This window comes from Pantoea sp. ICBG 985 (assembly GCF_002928365.1).
Classification (GTDB): domain Bacteria; phylum Pseudomonadota; class Gammaproteobacteria; order Enterobacterales; family Enterobacteriaceae; genus Pantoea; species Pantoea dispersa.
This window is the reverse complement of record NZ_POWM01000004.1, coordinates 367,293-391,748: the sequence shown is the minus strand read 5'-3', so window position 1 is coordinate 391,748 and position 24,456 is coordinate 367,293. Positions and strand designations below refer to the sequence as shown.

General features: G+C 58.3%; 21 protein-coding genes and 1 riboswitch. Of the genes, 13 read left to right on the top strand and 8 right to left on the bottom strand.

What is annotated here, in order from left to right; all coding sequences use genetic code 11:
- Positions 1-7 precede the first annotated feature (7 nt).
- Positions 8-1,240 carry a multifunctional CCA addition/repair protein gene (locus C1Y42_RS14345; RefSeq protein ID WP_021509623.1) on the bottom strand — a complete coding sequence of 411 codons (1,233 nt, stop codon included), beginning with the start codon at positions 1,238-1,240 and terminating at the stop codon, positions 8-10.
- Positions 1,241-1,381: 141 nt separating this feature from the next.
- Positions 1,382-2,005 carry a TIGR04211 family SH3 domain-containing protein gene (locus tag C1Y42_RS14340; RefSeq protein ID WP_010618709.1) on the bottom strand — a complete coding sequence of 208 codons (624 nt, stop codon included), beginning with the start codon at positions 2,003-2,005 and terminating at the stop codon, positions 1,382-1,384.
- A 205-nt stretch (positions 2,006-2,210) separates the two neighbouring features.
- Between C1Y42_RS14340 and C1Y42_RS14335 the strand changes: the two genes are divergently transcribed.
- From C1Y42_RS14335 to hldE, 3 genes are all read left to right on the top strand, one after another.
- Positions 2,211-3,521 (top strand): inorganic triphosphatase, encoded by a 1,311-nt coding sequence (locus C1Y42_RS14335; protein ID WP_104093800.1) that lies wholly within the window; start codon positions 2,211-2,213, stop codon positions 3,519-3,521.
- Positions 3,522-3,554: 33 nt separating this feature from the next.
- The gene (gene glnE, locus C1Y42_RS14330; RefSeq protein WP_104093799.1) at positions 3,555-6,413 is read left to right on the top strand and encodes a bifunctional [glutamate--ammonia ligase]-adenylyl-L-tyrosine phosphorylase/[glutamate--ammonia-ligase] adenylyltransferase; all 2,859 of its coding nucleotides are present in this window, start codon (positions 3,555-3,557) and stop codon (positions 6,411-6,413) included.
- A gap of 67 nt (positions 6,414-6,480) precedes the next feature.
- Positions 6,481-7,905: a bifunctional D-glycero-beta-D-manno-heptose-7-phosphate kinase/D-glycero-beta-D-manno-heptose 1-phosphate adenylyltransferase HldE gene (gene hldE / locus C1Y42_RS14325; RefSeq protein ID WP_021509620.1), complete on the top strand. Its 1,425-nt coding sequence runs from the start codon at positions 6,481-6,483 to the stop codon at positions 7,903-7,905.
- A 39-nt stretch (positions 7,906-7,944) separates the two neighbouring features.
- On the opposite strand, the gene C1Y42_RS14320 is transcribed toward hldE, so the two are convergent.
- Positions 7,945-8,250, bottom strand: a complete 306-nt coding sequence (locus C1Y42_RS14320) for an accessory factor UbiK family protein (protein WP_010618705.1) — start codon at positions 8,248-8,250, stop codon at positions 7,945-7,947.
- Between the two features lie 171 nt (positions 8,251-8,421).
- Positions 8,422-8,570: riboswitch (FMN riboswitch) on the top strand.
- Positions 8,571-8,679: 109 nt separating this feature from the next.
- On the opposite strand from C1Y42_RS14320, the gene ribB reads away from it, so the two are divergent.
- Positions 8,680-9,336 (top strand): 3,4-dihydroxy-2-butanone-4-phosphate synthase, encoded by a 657-nt coding sequence (gene ribB / locus C1Y42_RS14315; RefSeq protein ID WP_010618704.1) that lies wholly within the window; start codon positions 8,680-8,682, stop codon positions 9,334-9,336.
- 52 nt (positions 9,337-9,388) lie between these two features.
- Here the strand turns inward: ribB and C1Y42_RS14310 are convergent, their stop codons facing one another.
- Together C1Y42_RS14310 and zupT are read right to left on the bottom strand one after the other, a co-directional pair.
- The gene (locus tag C1Y42_RS14310) at positions 9,389-9,772 is read right to left on the bottom strand and encodes a cell wall hydrolase (protein ID WP_021509619.1); all 384 of its coding nucleotides are present in this window, start codon (positions 9,770-9,772) and stop codon (positions 9,389-9,391) included.
- 144 nt (positions 9,773-9,916) lie between these two features.
- Positions 9,917-10,684: a zinc transporter ZupT gene (zupT, locus tag C1Y42_RS14305; protein WP_021509618.1), complete on the bottom strand. Its 768-nt coding sequence runs from the start codon at positions 10,682-10,684 to the stop codon at positions 9,917-9,919.
- Positions 10,685-10,894: 210 nt separating this feature from the next.
- Between zupT and ygiD the strand changes: the two genes are divergently transcribed.
- On the top strand, positions 10,895-11,665 hold the full coding sequence (ygiD, locus tag C1Y42_RS14300; protein ID WP_370445707.1) for a 4,5-DOPA dioxygenase extradiol: 771 nt from the start codon (positions 10,895-10,897) through the stop codon (positions 11,663-11,665).
- 35 nt (positions 11,666-11,700) lie between these two features.
- On the opposite strand, the gene C1Y42_RS14295 is transcribed toward ygiD, so the two are convergent.
- The 3 genes from C1Y42_RS14295 to tolC form a co-directional block, all read right to left on the bottom strand.
- Complete coding sequence (locus C1Y42_RS14295; RefSeq protein WP_104093798.1) at positions 11,701-12,864, bottom strand: glutathionylspermidine synthase family protein; 1,164 nt, start codon at positions 12,862-12,864, stop codon at positions 11,701-11,703.
- A gap of 8 nt (positions 12,865-12,872) precedes the next feature.
- On the bottom strand, positions 12,873-13,547 hold the full coding sequence (locus C1Y42_RS14290; protein WP_021509614.1) for a DUF1190 family protein: 675 nt from the start codon (positions 13,545-13,547) through the stop codon (positions 12,873-12,875).
- Positions 13,548-13,688: 141 nt separating this feature from the next.
- Complete coding sequence (gene tolC, locus C1Y42_RS14285) at positions 13,689-15,161, bottom strand: outer membrane channel protein TolC (protein ID WP_058776524.1); 1,473 nt, start codon at positions 15,159-15,161, stop codon at positions 13,689-13,691.
- A 213-nt stretch (positions 15,162-15,374) separates the two neighbouring features.
- Between tolC and nudF the strand changes: the two genes are divergently transcribed.
- The 8 genes from nudF (at position 15,375) to C1Y42_RS14240 (ending at position 24,331) form a co-directional block, all read left to right on the top strand.
- Positions 15,375-16,010 carry an ADP-ribose diphosphatase gene (nudF, locus tag C1Y42_RS14275; protein ID WP_021509612.1) on the top strand — a complete coding sequence of 212 codons (636 nt, stop codon included), beginning with the start codon at positions 15,375-15,377 and terminating at the stop codon, positions 16,008-16,010.
- Entirely contained in the window at positions 16,007-16,432 is a 426-nt protein-coding gene (locus C1Y42_RS14270; RefSeq protein WP_021509611.1) for a DUF1249 family protein, read from the top strand. The genes nudF and C1Y42_RS14270 overlap by 4 nt, the downstream gene beginning before the upstream one ends.
- 64 nt (positions 16,433-16,496) lie before the next feature.
- Complete coding sequence (gene cpdA / locus C1Y42_RS14265) at positions 16,497-17,324, top strand: 3',5'-cyclic-AMP phosphodiesterase (RefSeq protein ID WP_031280131.1); 828 nt, start codon at positions 16,497-16,499, stop codon at positions 17,322-17,324.
- Positions 17,325-17,327: 3 nt separating this feature from the next.
- Positions 17,328-17,909, top strand: coding sequence for an esterase YqiA (gene yqiA / locus C1Y42_RS14260; protein WP_104093797.1), 582 nt, complete (start codon positions 17,328-17,330; stop codon positions 17,907-17,909).
- A gap of 46 nt (positions 17,910-17,955) precedes the next feature.
- Entirely contained in the window at positions 17,956-19,851 is a 1,896-nt protein-coding gene (gene parE / locus C1Y42_RS14255) for a DNA topoisomerase IV subunit B (RefSeq protein ID WP_104093796.1), read from the top strand.
- Between the two features lie 272 nt (positions 19,852-20,123).
- Positions 20,124-21,023, top strand: coding sequence for a LysR substrate-binding domain-containing protein (locus C1Y42_RS14250; protein WP_058776526.1), 900 nt, complete (start codon positions 20,124-20,126; stop codon positions 21,021-21,023).
- Positions 21,024-21,281: 258 nt separating this feature from the next.
- Complete coding sequence (locus C1Y42_RS14245; protein WP_104093795.1) at positions 21,282-23,405, top strand: Ig-like domain-containing protein; 2,124 nt, start codon at positions 21,282-21,284, stop codon at positions 23,403-23,405.
- Positions 23,406-23,452: 47 nt separating this feature from the next.
- On the top strand, positions 23,453-24,331 hold the full coding sequence (locus tag C1Y42_RS14240; RefSeq protein WP_021509604.1) for an OmpA family protein: 879 nt from the start codon (positions 23,453-23,455) through the stop codon (positions 24,329-24,331).
- Positions 24,332-24,456: the final 125 nt, after the last annotated feature.

Genomic DNA, 24,456 nt, shown 5'->3' with positions numbered 1-24,456 from the left:
CGGCCGGTTACGCTGGCCGCGCGTCGATTAACCCTTCCTGCAACGCCAGCACGCGCCGACGCGTCAGCTCTTCCCGCACCGCCGCGCCTGTGAAACCGGCCTCGACCACCGCTTTGGTGGGCACTGCCTGCGCCAGCGCAAACGCGCGCCGCAGATAATCGCCCTGCGGATAAGCCATGCTCTCCAGCGTCGTACGCCCGCGTGCATCGGCTTCGCTGGTCAGTGCCATCTTTTCCACGCGATCGGGCTTGCGCCAGGCGTCGATGCGGTCAAACAGCGCCACCAGCGCGTCAGCCGGCTGGCGTTCAATGGTGTGCACCACATCGTGAAACTCCGTCACCACCAGGGCCAGATCGCGCACCTGGTTCGGCACGCGCAGTCGCTGGCACAGCGCTTCAACAATCGGTACACCGGCCGGGCCGTGACCATGATGGCTCGGCCACTTCTCTGGCGGCGTCAGCGCTTTACCCACATCGTGGAACAGCGTGGCGAAACGCACGTCAAGCTGGTCGGAGAGCGCTGCGGCCATGGTCAGCGTCATCAGCGCGTGGACACCGGTATCGATCTCTGGATGCCACTTAACGGGGGCCGGAATGCCGTACAGGTTGTCGATTTCCGGGAACAGCACCTGCAATGCATCGCAGTCGCGCAGCAGCTGGAAATAGACCTGTGGATTGCGCGTCAGCAGCGCTTTTTCCGTCTCTTTCCATACCCGCTCTGCGGTGAGGTGCGCCAGTTCACCGCTGTGCGCCATCTCGCGCATCAGCGCCTGGGTTTCAGGTGCCACGCGGAAATTGAGGTGGGCGAAACGGGCAGCAAAACGCGCCACGCGCAGCACGCGCAGCGGATCTTCATTAAAAGCTGCCGACACGTGACGCAGGGTGCGCTGCTGCAAATCCTGCTGGCCGTGATAAGGGTCGATCAGCGTGCCGTCAGCGGCCTGCGCGATGGCATTGATGGTCAGATCGCGACGCTGTAAATCCTGCTCCAGCGTCACGTCCGGCGCGAACTGGGTCACGAAGCCGGTATAACCGTTGCCGCTTTTGCGCTCGGTGCGCGCCAGCGCATACTCTTCGCGGCTTTCAGGATGTAAAAAAACCGGAAAATCCCGGCCCACCTGCTGATAGCCCTGCGCCAGCATGCTGTCAGGCGTTGCGCCCACCACCACCCAATCTCTATCTTTTACCGGCAAACGCAGTAAGGCATCACGCACTGCGCCACCGACCAGAAACGTCTTCACTCAACCACTCCAGAGGCAATCCACTTTTGCGTGCCGCGCACGCTTGTTACGTTATTGTTGCATACTTTGGCGAAAAAGCGGGCATGCCAAAAGGGGCATCTTACGATCCCCTCCAGGCAAACCACAAATGGCGTGGCGGCTTTAATTCATCCAGCGATCGTTTTTCTTGCGGCGCGGCACCATGTGCGGCAGCAGCAGACCGAGCAGCAGACCGACGCCGAGCACGCCGCCGCCATACATAAACCACTGCATGATGATGGTGCGCTGTTTGTCATCCAGCTGAACGTTAGCGGCGCTGACCTTCTTCTGCGCCACAATCAGCTCGTTGCGCAGCTTCTGGTTTTCTTCTTTCAGGCCGTTGATGGTGCCGTCGCTGTTGGCCACCTTGTTCTGCATCTCTGACGTACGCTGATTCCAGCTGTTATCAATGTTCGCCAGTTTGTCGGTCAGCTCTTTAACCTGCTGCTCCAGCTGCGGCACGCGGGTGCGCAGGCTGGGAGAGGCACTGAGCTGCGACAGCGGGATCCAGTTAGTTTTGCCTTCTGCATCGCGGATTTGCGCGTACTGCGAGTCATTATTAGTTTGCAGCAGCGTGACTTCCTCCCCGGCATTCAGCTTGCCAACCAGGCGATACTGATCGCCAGGGCCGCTGCGTACCCAGGTGGATAATTCGTCGGAGATGTAACGTTTTTCATCGGCCGCGTGAGCCGGTGCGATGGCGCTGAAAGCCAGCAAAGAGAGGGCGGCAAGTGTGATTTTTTTCATTCGATATCGTTTTTTCATGATGGGCGTAAATTTACCGGCACAGTCTGGAGTCGCTTCGCATAAATCTGAATGAGAACTATCCTGGTCTCAATGCGGTGCGAAAAGGGTCGTAAAAGCACAAGAAAGCAGAGACAGCAGGCTTGCGGTGCATTACTCTTCGCCAGATTAAACTCGTAAGTGCCAGCAGCGTATTGAATAAAAAATTATGACCATCGAAATCGAATTAAAGTTCATTGCCACCCCGCAAGCCGCCGAAAAACTGGCGCAGACGCTTGCCGCCTGGCCACATCAGCACCACGCCGCGCGTGAGCTGACCAACATCTATTACGAAACCGATGACAACCAGCTGCGCCGCTGGGATATGGGCCTGCGGATTCGCGGCGTGGATCAGCGCTATGAAATGACGCTGAAAACCGCTGGCAAAACGCTGGGCGGTCTGCATCAGCGTCCGGAGTACAATGTCAACCTCAGCGAGCCGCAGCTGGACATTGCCCGCCTGCCGGCAGAGATCTGGCCGCAGGGGACCGATATTGCCGCGCTTCAGTCGCGTTTGCAGCCGCTGTTCAGCACCCATTTCCAGCGTGAAACCTGGCTGGTGAGCGTTGGCGACAGCGAAATTGAAGTAGCGTTCGATTGCGGCAGCGTTGCCGCAGGGGAGCTGAGCGAGCCGCTGTATGAAGTGGAGCTGGAGCTTAAGCGTGGAGCGCGCAGCGATATGCTGACCTTCGCCAGTGCGCTGATCGCCACGGGCGGCCTGCGCCTCGGCAGCCTGAGCAAAGCGGCACGCGGTTATCAGCTGGCGCAGGGCAACGCGCCGCGACCATTGCGCGCGTTGCCGCTGCAGAAAATTGCCCCTAAAGCCACGGTGGAGCAGGGCATGGTTCACGCCATGAGCGCGGCGCTCGGCCACTGGCAGTACCATGAAGAGGTCTGGCTGCGCGGTAACGAAGACGCCCGGGCACGGGTAATTGAAGCGCTGGAAACGCTGCGTCAGGCGTTTTCCCTGTTTGGCACGCTGGTGCCGCGCAAGGCCAACAGCGAACTGCGTCAGAAGCTGACCCGGCTGGAAGAGCTGCTGGCGGACAGCGAGGTCAGCGCGGAAACCGTCTGCTTCTCACCTGCCTCGGTTGAAGCCCAGTTAGCACTTACTCACTGGCTGGTGGAGTCGCAGTGGCAGCCGTGGCTGGACGAGAAGAACAAAAGTAAGCTGCAGGGCTCGTTTAAACGCTTCAGCGACATCATGCTGGGGCGCATCGGCGCGGATCTGCGTGAAACCTTCGTCGACGTGCAGCTGTTCAATGAATTTCAGGACAAAGCTACGCGCCTGAACCGCCAGTTGCTGGCGGTGCATCTGCTGGCGGGGGCGTATCCGGCTGAAGAAGTCAGCCAGTGGCTGGCGGGCTGGCAGGAGTTGCAGCACGCCATTCGTGAAAAACAGGAGCGCGGTCTGATTCAGCTGGTCAATCTGGCGATCCGTCAACCGCCGTTCTGGCTGAATAACGGTGCGAAACGCTAAGGCTACGGCACCATCAATCATCAGGGAGGGAAGATGTCGTTACCGTTACCGGCGCTGATGCAGGCGCAGCTCGCCAGCGTGGCAGAACGTCTGGGCCTGCCGCTGACGGCGATCACGCCGCAGCAGGCTGGCGCACTGACCTTTAGTGACTTTATCGTGGACAACCTGCAGCAGCATCCGGCGTGGTGGCAACAGCTGCAGCAGCAACCGCCGCAGCCCGAAGAGTGGCAGCACTATGCGGCCTGGCTGGTAGCGGCGCTGCAGCCGGTGGATAACGAAGCCTCCCTGATGCGCGAACTGCGCCTGTTCCGTCGTCATATGCTGGTGCGCATCGCGTGGATGCAGGCGCTGGAGCAGGCCAGCACCGGGCAGAGCCTGACGCAGCTCAGCACGCTGGCGGAAGTGCTGATTACCGCCGCGCGCGACTGGGTGTGGCAGGATTGCTGCCGCGATTTCGGTACGCCGTGCAACGCCGCCGGCGAAGCCCAGCCGATGCTGATTCTCGGTATGGGCAAGCTGGGCGGCGGTGAACTCAACTTCTCTTCCGATATTGACCTGATCTTTGCCTGGCCGGAAAACGGCGTCACCCGCGGCGGCCGGCGCGAGCTCGACAACGCGCAGTTCTTTACCCGCATGGGGCAGCGCCTGATCAAGGTGCTGGATCAACCTACCGTCGATGGCTTTGTTTATCGCGTGGATATGCGCCTGCGCCCGTTCGGTGACAGCGGTCCGCTGGTGCTGAGCTTTGCCGCGCTGGAGGATTACTACCAGGAGCAGGGTCGTGACTGGGAGCGCTACGCGATGGTGAAAGCGCGCCTGATGGGCGACGACGGCGGCCACTGGAGCCAGGAGCTGCAGCAGATGTTGCGCCCGTTCGTCTATCGCCGCTACATCGATTTCAGTGTGATCCAGTCGCTGCGTAACATGAAAGGCATGATTGCCCGCGAAGTACGGCGGCGCGGCCTGAAGGACAACATCAAACTCGGCGCCGGCGGCATTCGCGAAACCGAATTCATTGTCCAGGTGTTTCAGCTGATTCGAGGTGGACGTGAGCGCTCACTTCAGCTGCGTTCGCTGCTGCCGACGCTGCAGGCCATCGGTGAGCTGGCACTGTTAATGCCGGAGCAGGTTGACCATCTGCGTGACGCCTACCTGTTTTTACGCCGGCTGGAGAATCTGCTGCAGAGCATCAACGATGAGCAGACGCAGACGCTGCCGGAAAATCCGCTCGATCGCCAGCGCCTGGCTTGGGCGATGGGCATGGCGGACTGGGCGACGCTGCTGGCACAGCTGGAACAGCACATGGCCGGCGTGCGCCACATTTTCGACGAGCTGATAGGCGATGATGCGCCGGATGTCGACGATCAGCCGCAGCTGGCGGAGTTCGCCAGCCTGTGGCAGGACGCGCTGGAAGAGAGCGATTTGCTGCCGGTGGTACCGCAGCTGCAGGCGGAACAGCGCCATGCGCTGTATCGGGCGCTGAATGATTTCCGTCAGGATGTCAGTCGCCGCACCATCGGTCCGCGCGGCCGGCTGGCGCTCGATCAATTAATGCCGCGCCTGCTAAGCGAAGTGTGCGCGCGTGACGACGCCGATGTGGTGCTGGCACGCCTGACGCCGCTGCTGCTCGGCGTATTAACGCGCAGCACCTATCTCGAGTTGCTGACTGAGTACCACGGCGCGCTGCGCCATCTGATTCGCCTGTGTGGCGCTTCGCCGATGATTGCCAGCCAGCTGGCGCGCTATCCGCTGCTGCTGGATGAACTGCTCGATCCGGCCACGTTGTATCAGCCCACTGCCACCGATGCCTATCGTGATGAACTGCGCCAGTATCTGCTGCGCATTCCCACCGATGATGAAGAGCAGCAGCTGGAAGCGCTGCGCCAGTTCAAGCAGGCACAGAATCTGCGTATCGCCGCCGCCGACATCGCCGGAACCCTGCCGGTGATGAAAGTGAGCGATCACTTAACCTGGCTGGCGGAAGCGATCATTGAATCGGTGGTTCAGCAGGCGTGGCAGATGATGGTGCAGCGCTATGGTCGCCCTTCGCACCTCACCAGCGACAGCGAGCGCGGCTTCGCCGTGGTCGGCTACGGCAAACTGGGCGGCTGGGAACTGGGTTACAGCTCGGATCTCGATCTGGTGTTTCTGCATGACTGTCCGGACGATGCCGAAACCGACGGTGAACGCGTTATCGACGGGCGCCAGTTTTACCTGCGTCTCGCCCAGCGCGTCATGCATCTGTTCAGCACCCGCACCTCGTCCGGCATTTTGTATGAGGTGGACGCGCGCCTGCGCCCCTCTGGCGCGGCCGGCATGCTGGTCAGCACCTTTGCCGCCTTTGACGACTATCAGCGCCATGAAGCCTGGACGTGGGAACATCAGGCGCTGGTGCGCGCGCGCATCGTGTTTGGCGAACCGGCGCTGTGTGAGCGCTTCGATGCGATCCGGCGCGGTATTCTCTGCCTGCCGCGTGAAGGCGCGAAGCTGCAAACCGAAGTGCGTGAGATGCGTGAGAAAATGCGCGCGCACCTCAGTAACAAGCACAAAGGCCGCTGGGAGATTAAAACCGATGAGGGCGGTATCACCGATATTGAATTCATCGCGCAGTATCTGGTCTTAGGTTACGCCGCCAGCCAGCCGGCGCTGACGCGCTGGTCGGATAACGTGCGCATTTTCGAACTGATGGCGCGCCACGGCATCATGGCTGATGAGGAAGCGCAGGCGCTGACGCACGCTTACGTCACGCTGCGCGATGCGCTGCACCATCTGGCGCTGCAGGAACTGCCGGGTCATGTCGATCCGGCATCGTTCGCTGACGAACGCGCCGTGGTGCACGCCAGCTGGCAGCGCTGGCTGGCCGCGAGCGACGCGGATGACACGGAGCAGTGAGCCTGGCGGCTTCTATGCTATTATCCGCGCATTATTTTGACTGAACGTTGAAGTCTGGAGTCTCTGCATGAAAGTAACACTGCCCGCGTTTGGCAAGGCCGCTGTGCTGGTTGTCGGCGATGTGATGTTAGACCGCTACTGGTACGGCCCGACCAGCCGGATCTCACCGGAAGCCCCGGTGCCGGTGGTTAAAGTGGATACCATTGAAGAGCGTCCGGGCGGCGCGGCCAACGTGGCGATGAATATCGCTGCACTCGGTGCGGACTCGCGCCTTATCGGCCTGACCGGTGCAGATGACGCTGCGCGCGTGCTGCGCGAAACGCTGGCGCAGGTGAAGGTTGAGTGCGATTTCGTCGCCCTCGACAGCCATCCGACCATCACCAAGCTGCGCGTGCTGTCGCGCAACCAGCAGCTGATTCGCCTCGACTTTGAAGAGGGCTTTGAGCAGGTCGACCCGCAGCCGATTCACGATCGCCTGCGTCAGTCGCTGGCACAGGCGGGCGCGCTGGTGCTGTCTGATTATGCCAAAGGCGCGCTGAGCAGCGTGCAGACCATGATTCAGCTGGCGCGTGCGGCGCAGGTGCCGGTACTGATCGACCCGAAAGGCACCGATTTTGAACGCTATCGCGGCGCGACGCTGCTGACGCCCAATCTGTCCGAGTTCGAAGCGGTGGTGGGCAAGTGCAAAAGCGAAGAGGAGATTGTCAGCCGCGGTATGCAGCTGATTGCCGATTACGATCTCTCCGCGCTGCTGGTGACGCGTTCGGAAAACGGGATGACGCTGCTGCAGCCGGGCAAAGCGCCGCTGCATCTGCCCACTCAGGCGCAGGAAGTGTATGACGTGACCGGTGCTGGCGATACGGTGATCGGTGTGCTGGCTGCAGTGCTGGCTGCCGGTGAAAGTCTGGAAGATGCCTGCTTCCTCGCCAATGCTGCGGCTGGCGTGGTGGTCGGCAAGCTCGGGACTTCAACCGTCAGTACCGTGGAGCTGGAGAATGCAATTCACGCGCGGCCGGACAGCGGCTTTGGCGTGATGACCGAAGCCGAGCTGAAAGTGGCGGTGGCGCAGGCGCGCCAGCGCGGTGAGAAAGTGGTGATGACCAACGGCGTGTTCGACATTCTGCATGCCGGCCATGTCTCCTATCTGGCCAACGCGCGCAAACTGGGCGATCGCCTGATCGTGGCGGTCAACAGCGATGCTTCCACCAAACGTCTTAAGGGCGAAACCCGCCCGGTGAACCCGCAGGAAAACCGCATGATCGTGCTGGGTGCGCTGGAAGCCGTAGACTGGGTGGTGCTGTTTGAAGAGGATACGCCACAGCGGCTGATTGCCGAAGTGCTGCCGGATCTGCTGGTGAAAGGCGGTGATTATAAGCCGGAAGATATCGCGGGCAGTAAAGAGGTGTGGGCCAACGGCGGTGACGTGCGCGTGCTCAACTTTGAAGACGGTATTTCCACCACCAACATCATCAAAACCATTCGCAATCAGTAAACACGTAGCCGGCGGGAGCGAACTCCCGCCGCGTAAACCTTACTGAGGCGTATCGATTTTGCCTGCCGGATCTGGCGTGATCACCGCCGGAGCCGGGGCCGCCGGACTTTCACTCTCCAGCTTCGCCAGACGCTGCTCCAGCGCCGCCAGTTTTTCACGCGTGCGCAGCAGCACCTGGGTCTGCACGTCAAACTCTTCACGATTAACCAGATCCATGCGGGTTAACTGCGCCTGCAATACCTGACGAATTTTCTTTTCCACATCGTCGCCAAAGTCGCGAATACCTTTTGGCATCGCTTCGTGCACCTGGCGCGCCAGTTGTTCAATTTTTTTCGTGTCGATCATGGTTGTTTCCTGGTTACGGTGGCTGATAACAGCGCGTGTTCCGACTCATCAAACATTAAGTGTAATGCCAGAAACGAAAAGGTTAAACCCGAAATCCGCAACGCATGAAGTGCAAAAGCATTTGCACTTTTGTTGATTGCCCGACCAGGTGATTGGCGCTATAGTAATTTCGCTTATTCTCAGGGCGGGGCGAAATTCCCCACCGGCGGTAAATCAGCTTCGGCTGAAAGCCCGCGAGCGCTTTCGCTTACAGTGAAAGGTCAGCAGATCCGGTGTAATTCCGGGGCCGACGGTTAAAGTCCGGATGGGAGAGGGTAACGACATCAGCCGGGCTGCGCCCGCGTCACGTTATTGCCATGTGTTTTCTACGCACTCCTAAGCTCGCCCTGGTTCTGGTAACTCATATTTTATTAATAAGGTTTTTTTACCATGAATCAGACGCTTCTTTCTGAATTTGGCACGCCGGAACAGCGTGTAGAACGCGCCATCGATGCGCTGCGCAACGGGCGCGGCGTGATGGTGCTGGACGATGAAAATCGCGAAAACGAAGGCGATATGATCTTCGCCGCCGAAACCATGACCGTTGAACAGATGGCGCTGAGCATTCGTCACGGCAGCGGCATTGTCTGCCTGTGCATTAACGAAGCGCGCCGCCAGCAGCTGGATCTGCCGATGATGGTAGAGAACAACACCAGCTCTTACGGCACCGGTTTTACTGTGACTATTGAAGCGGCCAGCGGCGTGACGACCGGCGTATCGGCCTCCGACCGTATTACCACCATCCGCGCGGCGATTGCCGATGACGCTAAACCGTCCGATCTGAATCGTCCCGGCCACGTATTCCCGCTGCGCGCGCGCGATGGCGGCGTGCTGGCGCGCGGCGGCCACACCGAAGCGACGCTCGATCTGGTGACGCTGGCGGGCTTCAAACCTGCGGGTGTGCTGTGCGAACTGACCAATGACGACGGCAGCATGGCGCACGCGCCGGAAGTGATTGCGTTTGCGAAGCAGCACGCCATGCCGGTGGTGACTATTGAAGACCTGGTGGCCTGGCGCCGCCAGCATGAAACCCGTCAGGCCAGCTAAGCCGACGTGAAATAAATAAGGCCGGATGTGATGCATCCGGCCTTTTTTATGATTAACGGCTGGCGTAAAAAACGTGATTACCTATCACCACGGTACGCTGGAAGGCGTGGCGCCACGCGGGTCTGGCGCTGTGTGCATGAAAGAAGGTCGCGCCCTTTGTCACATCCGCCAGCTTACCCTCGACAATCCGCTGGGCCAGGCGCTGCGCGCGCTGCCAGCTTTTGTCATGCTGCGGCGGATGGCGATGGGGATGTTTGTGCAGAGACGTCCAGGAGAACTGTTTGGGTGCGTACACCACCGGACAGATCTCTTTGACGTCCCAGTTAGCCCGGTTCATGGTGACAGTGCCGACGGCAATCTGCCCCTTTACCGGTTCGCCGCGCGCTTCATGATAGATATTCATCGCCAGGCATAAAATGGCTCCCTGAATTAACATAACACTCCACTGCTTTCTAAGAGTCGCGTGGAGTGTAATGAGCCCGCCGTTGGGTGTTAACAAGACCCGTCTCGACTACGCCTTAACAATCCTAACTCGTTGAGAGTTAAGGACGAAGTGGTGATGAATGAGACGAATCGCGTGTCAGCCTACCCCGCTGGTTTGCAGCAACGTCAGGCTCAGGCCCATCACCGTCATGCCGCACAGAACGCCGTAGCTGGGGTTGTTATGCGGATCGATTTCGCGCGCCAGCGGCATCAGTTCATCCACGGACAGCGCCACCATAATGCCCGCCACCGCCGCCATGATGGCCGCAATCATCACCGGTGAGACCGCCGGCCCCAGCAGCAGAAAAGCGATGATGCCACCAAGAATCTCCGCCATACCGGACAGGCAGGCCCAGAACAGCGCTTTGGCTTTCGAGCCGGTGGCGGCGTACATCGGTCCGGCCACCGCCAGCCCTTCCGGAATATTGTGGATCGCGACGGCCAGCGCGATGCCCAGCCCCAGTTCCATATCGCTGCTGGCGGTGACAAAGGTGGCAATGCCTTCGGGAAAGTTATGCAGGCTGATACCGAGCGTCAGCAGGATCGCGGTGCGTTTCAGGTTAGTGGGGCGGCGATTGACCGCCATCAGGTCCTGCGGATGCTGGTGCGGCAGCAGGCGATCCATGGCGAAATAACCCAGTAAGCCGAGCATGAACATGCCGTAGCCAAGCACCGGCGACATGCCTTCCGCATGCAGCGCAGCAGGCAGCATCTCCATCAGGGAAATCAGCAACATGATGCCGGCGGCAAAGCCGAGCGCAAAGGCCAGTACGCGGTTCGACGGCTTCTGACCGAGCACGCCAAAAATCGCGCCGACGAAAGTGGCACCGCCAGCCAGGATGGTTAGCAGCAAAGGTACTGACATGATGGGCTCCTTAATGATAATGATTACCAGTTACAATATAGTTAACCCCATAAAATATCGAGTTATTTAGCGTAAAGTTATGTCGGCAAAATCTTGTTCAAATTTGCTGATAAACATCATCACGCTTATCAGCGTTTTTCCCCTGGCGAAAGCGCGTATCGTGACAGTCATTAACGCGATCCCGACGCCAGAGGATGAATAATGACCCGCATGCCCGCTCTGTTTCTCGGCCATGGCAGCCCGATGAACGTATTAGAAGACAACCGTTATACCCGCGTATGGCAACAGCTGGGCGAAACCCTGCCGCGTCCGCGCGCTATTCTCGCCATCTCGGCGCACTGGTACACGCGCGGCACGGCGGTGACGGCGATGAGCAATCCGCGCACCATCCATGATTTTGGTGGCTTCCCGCAGGCGCTGTTCGACGTGCGCTATCCGGCGCCGGGTTCGCCTGCGCTGGCACAGCGCGTTATCGATCTGCTGGCGCCGGTAGCAGTGCAGGCCGATCAGCAGTGGGGCTTTGATCACGGCTCGTGGGGCGTGCTGGCGAAGATGTATCCACAGGCGGACATTCCGCTGATTCAGCTCAGCATCGATGGCACCCAGCCGGCGGCGTGGCATTTTGCGCTGGGACGTAAACTGGCGGCGCTGCGTGACGAAGGCGTGATGCTGGTGGCCAGCGGCAACGTGGTGCATAACCTGCGCATGATTCGCTGGCAGGGTGCGGAAAGCGCTTATCCGTGGGCGGAGAGCTTCAACCAGTTTGTGCGCGATAATCTGGACTACGAAGGCGAAGCGGCGCAGCATCCGCTGGTGAATTATCAGCAGCATGAAGGCGCGCAGCTGGCTAACCCGACGCCGGAGCACTATCTGCCGCTGCTGTATATTCTCGGTGCGCGAGCTGAAGGTGAGGCGGTGAGCATCCCGGTGGAGGGCATGGAGATGGGGTCGATCAGTATGCTGTCAGTGCAGGTTGGCTGACACCTGTGCCGCCCGCAGACCGGGCGGCACGTGCGTTACTCAATAAAGGTGTGCGGATAGAAACGCGACAGATCCTGGGTGATCAGCGCCCGATCTTCCCGCAGACCGATACCGGCAGGCTGATCGTCAATCAGCCAGCTGCCAATCAGCGTGTAGCTGTCGCCAAATTTCGGCAGCGGCCAGAACTGCTGGACGATCATGCCCTCTTCGCCATAAGGGCCGTCGGCACGCGCGATTTCCTGACCGTTTTCCACGATGGTGATGTTGGCACCTTCGCGGGAAAACAGCGGTTTCACCACATATTTGTCCATCTGCGGCGCGCTGGCATCGTCGGCAAACCAGGCGGGCAGCAGGTTAGGATGGTTGGGGAACATCTCCCACAGCAGCGGTAGCAGCGCTTTGTTGGAGAGAATGCTTTTCCACGCCGGCTCCAGCCAGCGCACGCCGGCATCGGCCAGCTTGGTCGAGAACATCTCGCGCAGCATGAATTCCCACGGATAGAGCTTGAACAGGTTGCTGATCACCTGATCGTGCTGATCGGTAAACTGGCCTTTTTCGCCCAGCCCGATCTCATCAATGTAGAGAAATTCACTCGGCAGGCCGGCTTCAGTGGCGCAATCCTGCAGATACTGTACCGTGGCGCGATCCTCTTCCGTATCGCGGCAGCAGGCAAAGTGCAGCCAGTTAAAACCGTGCTGCTGGTGCAGCGTGGCGAAGCGCTCAATCAGCTGCTCCTGCAGGCTGTTGAATTGATCGCTGCCCTGCGGCAGGTTGCCGGCGTTGAGCTGATCCTCCAGCCAGATCCACTGGAAAAACGCCGCTTCGTACAGCGAGGTTGGCGTATCGGCGTTGTTCTCCAGCAGCTTGATCTCGCCTGTGCCATCCCACGCCAGATCGAGACGTGAATAGAGCGACGGCTGACGCTGCTGCCAGGATTCGCGCACAAAATCCCAGGTGTGTTTCGGAATGCAGAAACGGGTGAGCAGCGCTTCGCTGTTCACCACTTTTTCTACCGCCTTCAGGCACATCTGGTGCAGTTCAGCGGTGGCCGCTTCCAGCTGTTCAATTTGCGCCAGCGTAAACTGGTAATAAGCGTCTTCGCACCAGTAGGGTTCGCCATACATGGTGTGAAACTGAAAGCCGTACTCGGTCGCCTTTTCGCGCCAGTTCGGACGTTCGCTGATAGCAATACGTTGCATGCGCGGGCTTAGCCTCCCAGCGAGCGGCTGCCGGTGCTGGTGGCACTGCTGCGCTGCATGGTGTTCTGTTTGGCTACCGTCTCACCAAAGCCGCCACGGGTGATGGTGGACGTAGTGGCCGGTTTTGGCGCCAGCGCGGTTTTCGGCACGTTTACCGTCCGGCCCGAGGTGGCCGCACCGTAGTTCTTACCGGAAGCATCAACAAACTGGCCGTTAGCCGGGCTGTTAGGGGTTTTTGGCGAGAACAGTGGCTGCTGCGCAAAGCCGGCACCGCCGCCCATCAGACGACCCATCATGTAGCCGGCCATCAGAGGCATCCAGAAGCTGCCGCTCTGCTGCGCTTCAGCGTTGTTCGCCGTGGTACCGACGCCCGCCTGTGCCGGAGTTTGCTGACACTGGTTTTCGCCGAATTCCGCGACGCAATCTTCACGCGTGGCGTATTTTGGCGCGGTGCGCTCAGCCTCTTTCAGCGCGTTGTTGTAAGCGGTGGTGCACTGGGCGCTCTGGCCCGGATTGGCTTTCGCACAATCATCGGCGTTCTGGTACATCGAAACCGTTTCATCGCTCTGTTCGCAGCCTGCCAGCATAAACACGGCGGTGACCGCCAGTGCGACCGGCGTTAAATGGCGTGCCTGCCAGCTTTTACGGAAAGCGGCATGACGAATATTTTTTGTCCGTTTCATTATCTTCATCCTGTGCCCAAAGGTGGGGCTTAGGATAGGTGATGAGTGGTGGAAAATGAAGCGGGAAGCCGGGTGGCAAGGGGATCTTTACGTTGTTATACGTTTGAATGCGAAAGGGGCCGCAAGCGGCCCCTTGAAGGCTTAATTAGCGAAAGGATTGGCGCTGTTACGTGCCGCGGCCGGACGGGCCTGAGCGGCGGCGGAAGCGGAGGTCGCTTTCGGGCCGTTATCCACGCGCGCGGCCTGCTGGCTGTTTTCCGGCGCGACCACTTCTGGCGAGGTCGTCACTTCTTTGCCCAGCGTGCTGTTCAGCTGTTGCAGATCCTGCTCGTTCAGCGTGCCCAGCGCATATTTGATGTTCAGCTGGTTGATCAGGTAGCTGTAACGCGCATTCGACAGCTGCTGTTTAGCGTTAAACAGCGTAGTTGTCGCGTCTAACACGTCAACGATGGTACGCGTACCCACCTGATAACCGGCTTCCGAGGCATCTAATGAGCTCTGCGCCGAGATTACCGACTGTTTGTAAGCGTCGATGCTGCTGATCGAAGCGTTTACGTTGTTGAACGAAGAACGAACGGTCTGGATCGCGCTACGGTGCGCGCCTTCCAGCTGCTCGCTGGCGGCGACGAAGTTGTACTGCGCCTGTTTCACCTGCGAAGTCACTGAACCGCCGCTGTACAGGGGCAGTGAGAAGCTCAGGCCAACCTGGTTGGAGCCGGTGATCGAGTCAGTGGTACCGGCGCTCTGATTAGCGCGGCTGCCGCCGTATTTGCTGTTCGACAGACCGGTAGAAGCGGTCAGATCCAGCGTCGGCATGTGGCCGGACTCGGCGGAGCGAATCTGCTCACGCGCCAGATCCTGGCTCAGACGGGCAGACAGCAGGTTGAGGTTACGGCTCTCAGCCTGTTTCAGCAGACTGGACACCGCTTCCGGACGCGCCGTTTTGAAACGATCGATATTCAGTGACGCCAGCGACAGATAATCCATGCCGGTGATCTGACGCAGCGATTCCACCGCATTATCCAGGTCGTTACGCGCGGTCACTTCGTTGGCCAGCACGCTGTCGTATTGAGCACGGGCGTTCTGCACATCGGTGATGGCCACCAGACCGACGTTAAAACGCTGGGTGGTCTGATCCAGTTCGCGGTAGATCGACTGTTTCTGCGCTTCAGTGTAAGAAAGCGTATCAATGGCCTTCAGCACGTTGAAATAGGCGGTTGCGGTGTTCAGGATCAGATCCTGCTGCGCTACCTGATAAGTAACGTCCTGAATGCCGGCCGTTTTTTCCTGCAGCGTCAGCGCACGCCATTTCGACATGTCGAAAATCGTCTGCGTTAATTGCAGCGAGGCGCTGGTCGTGTTGGAATGGAGACCGCTGTTGTCGCGATAGCCGCTGTTATAGGTATAATCTGCACCCAGACCCAGCTGCGGCAGCAACGGGCTACGCGCTTCGTTAATTTTCTCAAAAGCAGCGTCGCGATCGGCGGCTGAAGCACGCAGATCCGGGTTGCTGAGGCGCGCCTGCTGGTAGACCTGCAACAGGTTTTCTGCCTGGCTGGCAAGGCTGAAACCGCCCAGGCTCAGTCCAATAAAAAGTGGGAGCAGTTTTTTCATTTGCATTCCTTGTGTTGCAGCAAATGCACAGAGAGTGTGCTGCAGGTAAGCCAAAAAATAATCGCCGATTCTACAGAGGCGGCGTCAGAGATAAGTTGGCTGAACGTGCCTTCTCCCCCTAATTTACGTAAATAATTCAGAAAGAACCACTCGGACGGAGCACAAGGGTTGGCTTTTCTTCGCTCCATCCCAATCTGCATAAGGAACCAGATGATGGCGGGTGAAAAAAAATCCCCTGTGACTTTCACAAAAAACGATGTAGAAATTATTGCACGCGATACTCGCTACGATGGTTTTTTTTCCATCGTCAGTTACCGCTTCCGCCACCGCCGTTTCAATGGCGACATGAGCGGTGAAGTGGTGCGCGAAGTTTTTGAGCGCGGACACGCTGCCGTGCTGCTACCCTATGATCCCCTGCGCGACGAAGTAGTGCTGATCGAACAGATCCGCATTCCGGCCTATGATTCCAGCGCCACGCCCTGGCTGCTGGAGATGGTGGCCGGCATTATTGAACCGGGTGAAACACCGGAAGATGTGGTGCGTCGTGAAGCGGTCGAAGAGGCTGGCCTCAAGGTTGGCCGCGTCAAACCGATAGTGAATTACTTAGCCAGCCCCGGCGGAACCTCAGAGCGTTTGTCGGTGCTGGTGGGCGAAGTGGATGCCAGCCAGGCAGAGGGAAATCACGGGCTGGAGGAAGAGAATGAGGATATTCTTGTGCATGTGGTAAGCCGCGAACAGGCTTATCGCTGGGTGGAAGAGGGGATTATTGATAACGCGGCATCTGTCATCGCTCTGCAATGGCTGGCGTTGCACCATGAGAAACTAAGAGAAGAGTGGAAGCCAACATGAAACAGCGCTATACCCCTGATTTCCCCGAAATGATGCGTCTGTGCGAAACCAATTTCGCTCAGCTGCGCCGCCTGCTGCCGCGCAGTGACGAGGCAGGTGCGTCGGTGATGTATCAGGTGAACGGCGCCAGTTATCAGCTGACTATTGAAGAGTCGACGCGCTATACCACGCTGGTGGAGATCCGCCAGGTGGCACCCGCAGTGAGCTACTGGAGCCTGCCGTCCATGTCGGTGCGGCTCTACCATGATGCGATGGTGGCTGAAGTGTGTTCCACTCAGCAGATCTATCGCTTCAAAGCGCGCTATGATTATCCTAATAAAAAATTGCATCAGCGCGATGAAAAACATCAGATTAACCAGTTCCTTGCCGACTGGTTGCGGTACTGCCTGGCGCACGGCGCGATGGCCGTGCCAGTATGCTGATAGCGATACCCTGAATCCGCACGGGTATATAACGCAACGATAGCGTGGAGAGAAAGGAAACGCTTTGGATAGCCTGCTAACTCTTCCTGCGGCAAATGGGTCCGATATCAGAATTTTACAAATTACGGATACCCATCTTTTCGCGGGAAAACATCAATCGCTGCTTGGAGTGAATACCTGGTCGAGTTTTGATGCGGTGCTGGACGCCATCGCGGCGCAACAGCGCGATTACGATCTGATTATCGCCACTGGCGATCTCGCCCAGGATCACACCGTCGAAGCTTATCAGCATTTTGTTGCGGGCATTGCACGTCTGCCGAAGCCGTGCGTCTGGCTGCCGGGCAATCACGATTTTCAGCCAGCGATGGTGGATACGCTGGCGCAGGCCGGCATCGCCGCGGACAAGCATGTGCTGCTCGGCGAGCACTGGCAACTGGTGCTGCTGGACAGCCAGGTTTTTGGCGTGCCGCACGGCATGCTGAGCGACTATCAGCTGGAGTGGCTGGACCGCACGCTGCGTCAGTTCCCCGATCGCTACACGCTGGTGCTGCTGCACCATCATCCGCTGGCCTCTGGCTGTACCTGGCTTGACCAGCACAGCCTGCGCAATCCGCATCAGCTGGATGCAGTGCTGCAAAACTTCCCGCTGGCGCGCCACCTGGTGTGCGGCCACATTCATCAGGAGCTGGATCTCGACTGGCACGGCCGCCGCGTACTGGCGTCGCCTTCGACCTGCGTCCAGTTCAAACCGCACTGCACCAACTTCACCATTGATACCGTGGCTCCCGGCTGGCGCTGGCTGACGCTGCAGGCGGATGGCACGCTGCACACCGAAGTGAATCGTCTGCAGAGCGATCTGTTCCGTCCGGATCTGGATTCCGAGGGCTACTAAACCATGGCGGTGCTGATTTATCTGCACGGATTCAACAGCTCACCGCAGTCGGCTAAAGCGACGCAGTTACAGCAGTGGTGTCAGGCGCAGCACCCGCACATTGAGGTGCTGATGCCGCAGCTGCCGACTTTTCCCGCTGAGGCTGCTGCGCTGCTGGAAGAGTTGGTGATGCAGTATGCCGGGGAACCGCTCGGGCTGGTGGGGTCATCGCTCGGTGGTTATTTTGCCACCTGGCTGTCGCAGTGTTTCATGCTGCCGGCGGTGGTGGTGAATCCGGCGGTGCGGCCGTTTGAACTGCTGGTGGATTATCTGGGTGAAAACCGGAATCCCTACACCGGCCAGCAATATGTGTTAGAGTCTCGCCACATTTACGATCTGAAAGTGATGCAGATTGACCCTCTGGAAGCGCCCGATCTACTCTGGCTGCTGCAACAAACCGGCGATGAAGTGCTCGACTATCGCCAGGCGCTGGATTACTACAGCGCGTGCCGTCAGACGGTAGAAGAGGGCGGCAATCATGCCTATATCGGATTCGAACGCCATTTTGCGCAGATGATTGATTTTCTGGGACTGAATACTCCCTGATGCTGCGGGATGGGCCCATTTTCCTATTGCTAATCAGACTGTTACGATGAGCCAATCTAGCTATAATGCTGACGCCATTGAGGTTTTAACCGGCCTCGAACCGGTACGTCGCCGTCCGGGCATGTACACCGATACCACACGCCCTAACCATCTGGGCCAGGAAGTGATCGATAACAGCGTCGATGAGGCGCTGGCCGGTCACGCCAAACGCGTGGAAGTCATCCTGCACGCCGATCAGTCGCTGGAAGTGATCGATGATGGCCGTGGTATGCCCGTCGATATCCACCCGGAAGAGGGCGTGCCAGCGGTCGAACTGATTCTCTGTCGCCTGCATGCCGGCGGTAAATTCTCCAACAAAAACTACCAGTTCTCCGGCGGCCTGCACGGCGTGGGGATTTCGGTAGTGAACGCCCTGTCGAAGCGTGTGGAAGTCACGGTGCGCCGCAACGGTGAGATTTACCAGATCGCCTTCGAAAACGGCGATAAAGTGCAGGAGCTGGCGGTAATTGGTACGGTAGGCAAACGTAACACCGGCACCAGCGTTCACTTCTGGCCAGACGAAAGCTTCTTCGACAGCCCGCGCTTCTCGGTCTCCCGCCTCAAGCATCTGCTGAAAGCCAAAGCGGTGCTGTGCCCGGGTGTCGAAATTGTCTTTAAAGACAAGGTGAACGATACCGAGCAAACCTGGCTGTATCAGGATGGCCTGACGGATTACCTGAGCGAAGCGGTGAACGGCCTGCCAACGCTGCCGGAAAAACCGTTTGTCGGCAGCTTTGCCGGTGATGTGGAGGCGGTCGACTGGGCACTGCTGTGGCTGCCGGAGGGCGGCGAGCTGCTGACCGAAAGCTACGTCAACCTGATCCCGACCATGCAGGGCGGAACGCACGTTAACGGCCTGCGTCAGGGCTTGCTCGACGCGATGCGCGAATTCTGTGAATACCGCAATATTCTGCCGCGCGGCGTGAAGCTGTCGGCGGAGGATATCTGGGATCGCTGCGCCTATGTGCTGTCGGTCAAAATGCAGGATCCGCAGTTTGCCGGACAGACCAAAGAGCGTCTCTCCTCACGCCAGTGCGCGGCGTTTGTCTCGGCGGTAGTGAAAGATGCCTTCAGCCTGTGGCTCAACCAGAACGTGCAGGCTGCCGAAATGCTGGCCGAGCTGGCGATCTCCAGCGCACAGCGCCGTATGCGCGCGGCGAAAAAGGTGGTGCGTAAAAAGCTGACCAGCGGACCGGCGCTGCCGGGCAAGCTGGCCGACTGTACTGCGCAGGATCTGAATAAAACCGAACTGTTCCTGGTGGAAGGGGATTCTGCGGGCGGCTCCGCCAAGCAGGCGCGCGACCGCGAATATCAGGCGATCATGCCGCTGAAAGGCAAGATCCTCAACACCTGGGAAGTGTCGTCGGACGAAGTGCTGGCGTCGCAGGAAGTGCACGATATTTCGGTGGCGATCGGTATCGATCCGGACAGTGAAGATCTCAGCCAGCTGCGCTACGGCAAAATCTGTATCCTCGCGGATGCGGACTCCGACGGCCTGCACATTGCCACGCTGCTGTGCGCGCTGTTTGTGAGACACTTCCGCTCGCTGGTGCAGCAGGGCCACGTCTATGTGGCGATGCCGCCGCTGTACCGCATCGACCTCGGTAAAGAGGTGTATTACGCGCTCGATGAAGACGAAAAAGAGGGCGTGCTGGAGCAGCTGAAGCGGAAAAAAGGCAAGCCGAACGTGCAGCGCTTTAAAGGTCTGGGTGAGATGAACCCGCTGCAGCTGCGCGAAACCACGCTCGATCCTAACACCCGTCGTCTGGTGCAACTGACGGTCAACGAAGAAGACGTCGAGCAGACGTTACGGATGATGGACATGCTGCTGGCGAAGAAACGCTCGGAAGACCGCCGCAACTGGCTACAGGAAAAAGGCGACCTCGCCGACCTCGAAGTGTGATGCAAACGGGACGCTGCGGCGTCCCTTTTTTATGCCTGCAACGCGTGCCATCGCTGCCCGTCCCGATCTGTCCCATCGCCGCATGCCCGTTAATAAAAACCGCGCTGTGCGCGGCACAACCAGGCCGCCCGCTGACCCGGGTCAGCGATAATCCCTGCGTTTTGCTGCATTGTGGTATCCTGCCGCTGCTGAACGTGGAGCAATCTACCTCAGCAGCCGTGAGAACGAGGCTAAGACAGGTCTCGAAGTAGCAATGCGCTGAGGTAGGAAGAGTGAAAATCACACTGGAAGAGTTACGCGCCTGGGTCGCGGTGGTGGATACCGGTTCGATTACCGCCGCAGCGGAACAGCTGGATCAAACCAGCTCCGGCATCAGCCGGGCGCTGAGCCGCCTCGAAAGCAAACTGCAAACCACGCTGCTGCACCGCACCACGCGTCGCCTGGCACTGACCGAAGAGGGGCTGATTTTTCTCGATCACGCGCGGCAAATCCTCGCGTCGGTGGAGCAGGCCGAAGAGCATATCGCGCAGCGGCGCGACATTCCTTCCGGACGGCTGCGCGTCAACGCCAATACGCCGTTTACCCTGCATGTTATCGTGCCGCTGGTTGCCGAATTTTGCGCGCGCTATCCGCAAATTCAGCTGGAGCTGAACACCGATGACATTGTCATCGACCTGCTTGAGCAGCAAACCGATATCGCTATTCGCATTGGTGAACTGCGCGATTCGACGCTGCGCGCGCGCGTGCTGGGCAGCAGCGCGATTCGCCTGCTGGCCAGTCCGGCCTATCTGGAAAAAGCCGGCGCGCCGCAGAGCGTGGAAGATCTGCTGACGCACCAGCTGCTGGGATTCAGCCAGCTGGACGCGCACAATGTCTGGCCGGTATGGCAGCGTGAAGGCGAGTTCTTGCGCATCAAACCTACGCTGTGCGCGTCAAGCGGCGAAACCCTGCGCCAGCTGGCGCTGGCCGGCCAGGGCATTGTGCGGCTATCGGATTTTGTCAGCCGCGAGGATCGCGCCAGCGGCCGGCTGGTGCAGGTGCTGGAAAATGACACGCGCGAACTGCGCCTGCCGATTCACGCGGTGTACTATCGCAACCAGTCGCTCAGTTCCCGCATCACCTGTTTTCTGGATTTTTTACGGGAAAAAATTCAGGAAAATCATCTGTTATAGTCCTGTTCTGTTTGAATAACCTTTCCTGTTATGTTCTGCCCTCATCGATAAAAACGCTTTAATTCAATCGGTTAATGATTTAGCTATCTTTCGGCCGCCCATTTAAGAATTTTTTCCTAACGGGACATTTCTTATGTCTCGGATTTATCTCTTTCCGGATTATGTCGCAACTTTGAGCCCACCCGTGGGCAGAGCCAGGGAGATTGCGGCGCTTGCCTGCAAACGCGCAGTCAAAATTAATCGACGGAAGGAAGAATCATGAACGTTTCACCCGTAAGTGTGGCGGTTATCGATAAGAAAACCATAACCAAAGCGGAAGTGCTGCTCGCCGGTAAAGACGGCAAAGCAGTGAAGATTCAGGCAATTACCAACGGTAAATATCTGCTGACGCAGAACCAGGACGGCACCGCGCCTGAAAACATCACCGTTAAACGCGCAGGGAAAAACCTGCTGGTGATGCTGGAAGGCTCAGACGCCAGCAAGCCGGATCTGATTATCGAAGATTTCTTCGCTAAATCCGGCACCTTAGTGGGTAAAGCGGAAGACGGCGAAATGCACGCTTACGTCGCGACGGACGGCAATGCCGACCACGAAGCGGCCGCGCTGGCCGACGGCGAAACCACCGCGCTGGCGCTGGGTGAAGGCAGCGTTGATGATAATTCCGGCTACGCACTGGCCAGCGGCTTTGAATGGTCGCCGGCGCTGATTGCGCTGGGTGGCCTGGCGGCTATCGCGGCAGCGGCAGGCCTCGGCTATGTCGCGGCGAAACACCACTACGACAATAACGACGGCAGCCACAGCGGCAAAGGTGAAGGCGGCGGTGGCAGCGGCGGCGGCGATATCAGCAAGCCCACCATCAGCGATGTGATTGATGATATCGGCGACGTAACCGGTTCGGTAGCAAATGGCGGCCGCACCGACGACACCATGCCCACCTTCAACGGCACCGGTACGCCAGGCAATACCATTGAAATATGGGATGGTGAGACGCTGCTGGGTGAAGTGCTGGTGGATGACGAGGGTAACTGGACCTTTACGCCGGAAAAACCGCTGGCGGCTGGCAATCACAGCATCGTTACCGCCGAGCGTAACGCCGAAGGCGTGGTGGGTGAAGAGAGCGATCCGTGGGAATTCATCATCGATCTGACTGCACCAGCCAAAGGCACCATCGGCAGCGTGATGGACGATATGCAGGATCCGCCGGTGCTGATCGAAAAAGGCGGCGTGACGAAAGACAATACGCCAACGCTGACCGGTAAAGCTGAAGCGGGCTCGACGGTAGAAATCTGGAACGATGGCGTGAAGCTGGGCACCGCAAAGGTGGACGCCGAGGGTAACTGGACCTTTACGGCTCCGGCGCTGCAGGATGGGCGACACGAGCTGAGCATCGTGGTGGTCGATCAGGTGGGTAACAAATCTCTGCCATCCGATCCGTTCATCGTTGATGTGGACACCGTGGCGCCGGAAAATCCGGGCATTGGCGTGATCAAAGACAGCGAAGGTAATCCGCTGGAAGACGGTTCCACCACAAAAGATCTGCGTCCGACGCTGGAAGGCACCGGTGAAGATGGCGATATCGTGGTGATTATCGACAACGGCAAGCCCATTGGTTCGGTGATTGTGGAAGACGGCAAGTGGACCTTCACGCCAGAAAACAATCTGCAACCGGGCGAGCACGAGCTGGAAATCGTGGTGCGCGATCCGGCAGGCAACGAATCGCCGGCCTCTGAAAAGGTCACGATTGGGTTTGAAGGCGACACGCAAGTGCCGGTCGATCCTGAGCCTGTTGACGGCCTGCCCGATCCGGACGTTCCGGTTTCCGGCATGATTGAGCATATCTTTAAAGACAATAACGACGCCGGCGTGCGTACGCCAATCGAAAACGGCGGCGCGATGAACGATCCGAGCATCATTGTCGCCGGTAAAGGCGTGCCGGGTGAACTGGTAACCATCTATATTGTCGGTCTCGAGAACAGCTACAGCTTCACTACCACGATTGGGGCTGACGGCAAATGGGAGCTGACGACGCCGGATCTGGCGGATGATGTTTATCAACTGCGCGGCGTGTTCTCCAGCGATGGCGAAGTGACCGGCAAAACGGACATTTATGAAGTGGAAGTCGACACCATTCCACCGCCGTCGCCGGAGATTAATGCGCTGGAGCTGGCCGGTCTTGATATTTCCGCTCTGCTTTCCCTGGACAATCATGAACTGTTCAATGAGGCCGACGATCAGCCGCAGCCGATTAATGCGGAATTACTGCAGCTTAATAACGATGCGTTTAATGACTGGAATAATCAGGAAAGCCAGAGTGGTGTGATAGCTGAAAATAATTCCCAATCAGATGCGCTGTTCTTACAGAACGAAATCGAACAATTCTAATTTATCTGGAGCATACAGGTGCAATTTATTGCACCTGTGAAACTTAAATGAAAATTGCAAAAAAATTACTTTTAGCTTCACTGGTGTGTGCGCCAGTATTCACGACTTTTTCAACCCAGGCGCAAAATTCATTTGATGGCGCATGGCGTAGTTTATCGCCGGTATCGGCAGAGCAGGCGCGGGTGGTTTATTATCGTCCGGCTTCATTAACCGGGGAAAAACCGGCGAATATTTATGTCGACGGTGAATTCCATACGTCGTTACTGGCCGGTGGCTATACGGTGTTTTGTGTTGCGCCGGGAACGCATTCGCTGGGCAGTTATGTCAACGACGCGCCAGATTATCAGGGTAAACGCGCGCAATCGTGGACTGATAAACTGGCTGCCGGTAAAACCTACTACATTCGCGCTAACCTCGATGACAGCGGTCGTCCGCTGGTGGTCAGCCAGCAGCAGGCGCAGCAGGAATTGCTGAGCACCAAACGTCAGGCTCATCTGCTGTCACGCGCATCGTCGGTACAGCGCTGTCAGGAAGGAACAACTGAAGCTTATGATAACTATGCGTTTTCATCTGACCTGCTGTTCCGTTTCGGCAGCGCCAACAGCAACGACATCTCCGCACAGGGGCGCGAAGCACTCAGCAGTTTTGCCAGCATGCTGAAAAAGGAAAATGCTGCTCAACGCCACATCATCGTCACCGGCTTTACCGATCCGATTGGCAGCGACAGCAGCAATATGGCGCTGGGCCAGCGTCGCGCTGAGGCGGTGAAAGCACTGCTGATTGCTCAGGGAATGAATGCGGCCAATATCACCGCGCAGAGCATGGGTGAGTCTCAGGTTGATACTAACTGTTCAGGCAGCCTGCAGGAGCAGAAAGCATGCTATGCCAGCGAGCGCCGGGTTATTATCAGCGTTGAAAACAAGTAATCTGATTTAATTATTTTAGCAGCGCATTCTCACATCTCATATTGATGAGGTGTGAGGCGCTGTGCCTCGATAAAGTTATTAAGGGTTCATATAACTTAATCGATTAAGACGTTTCTCGTATTGTC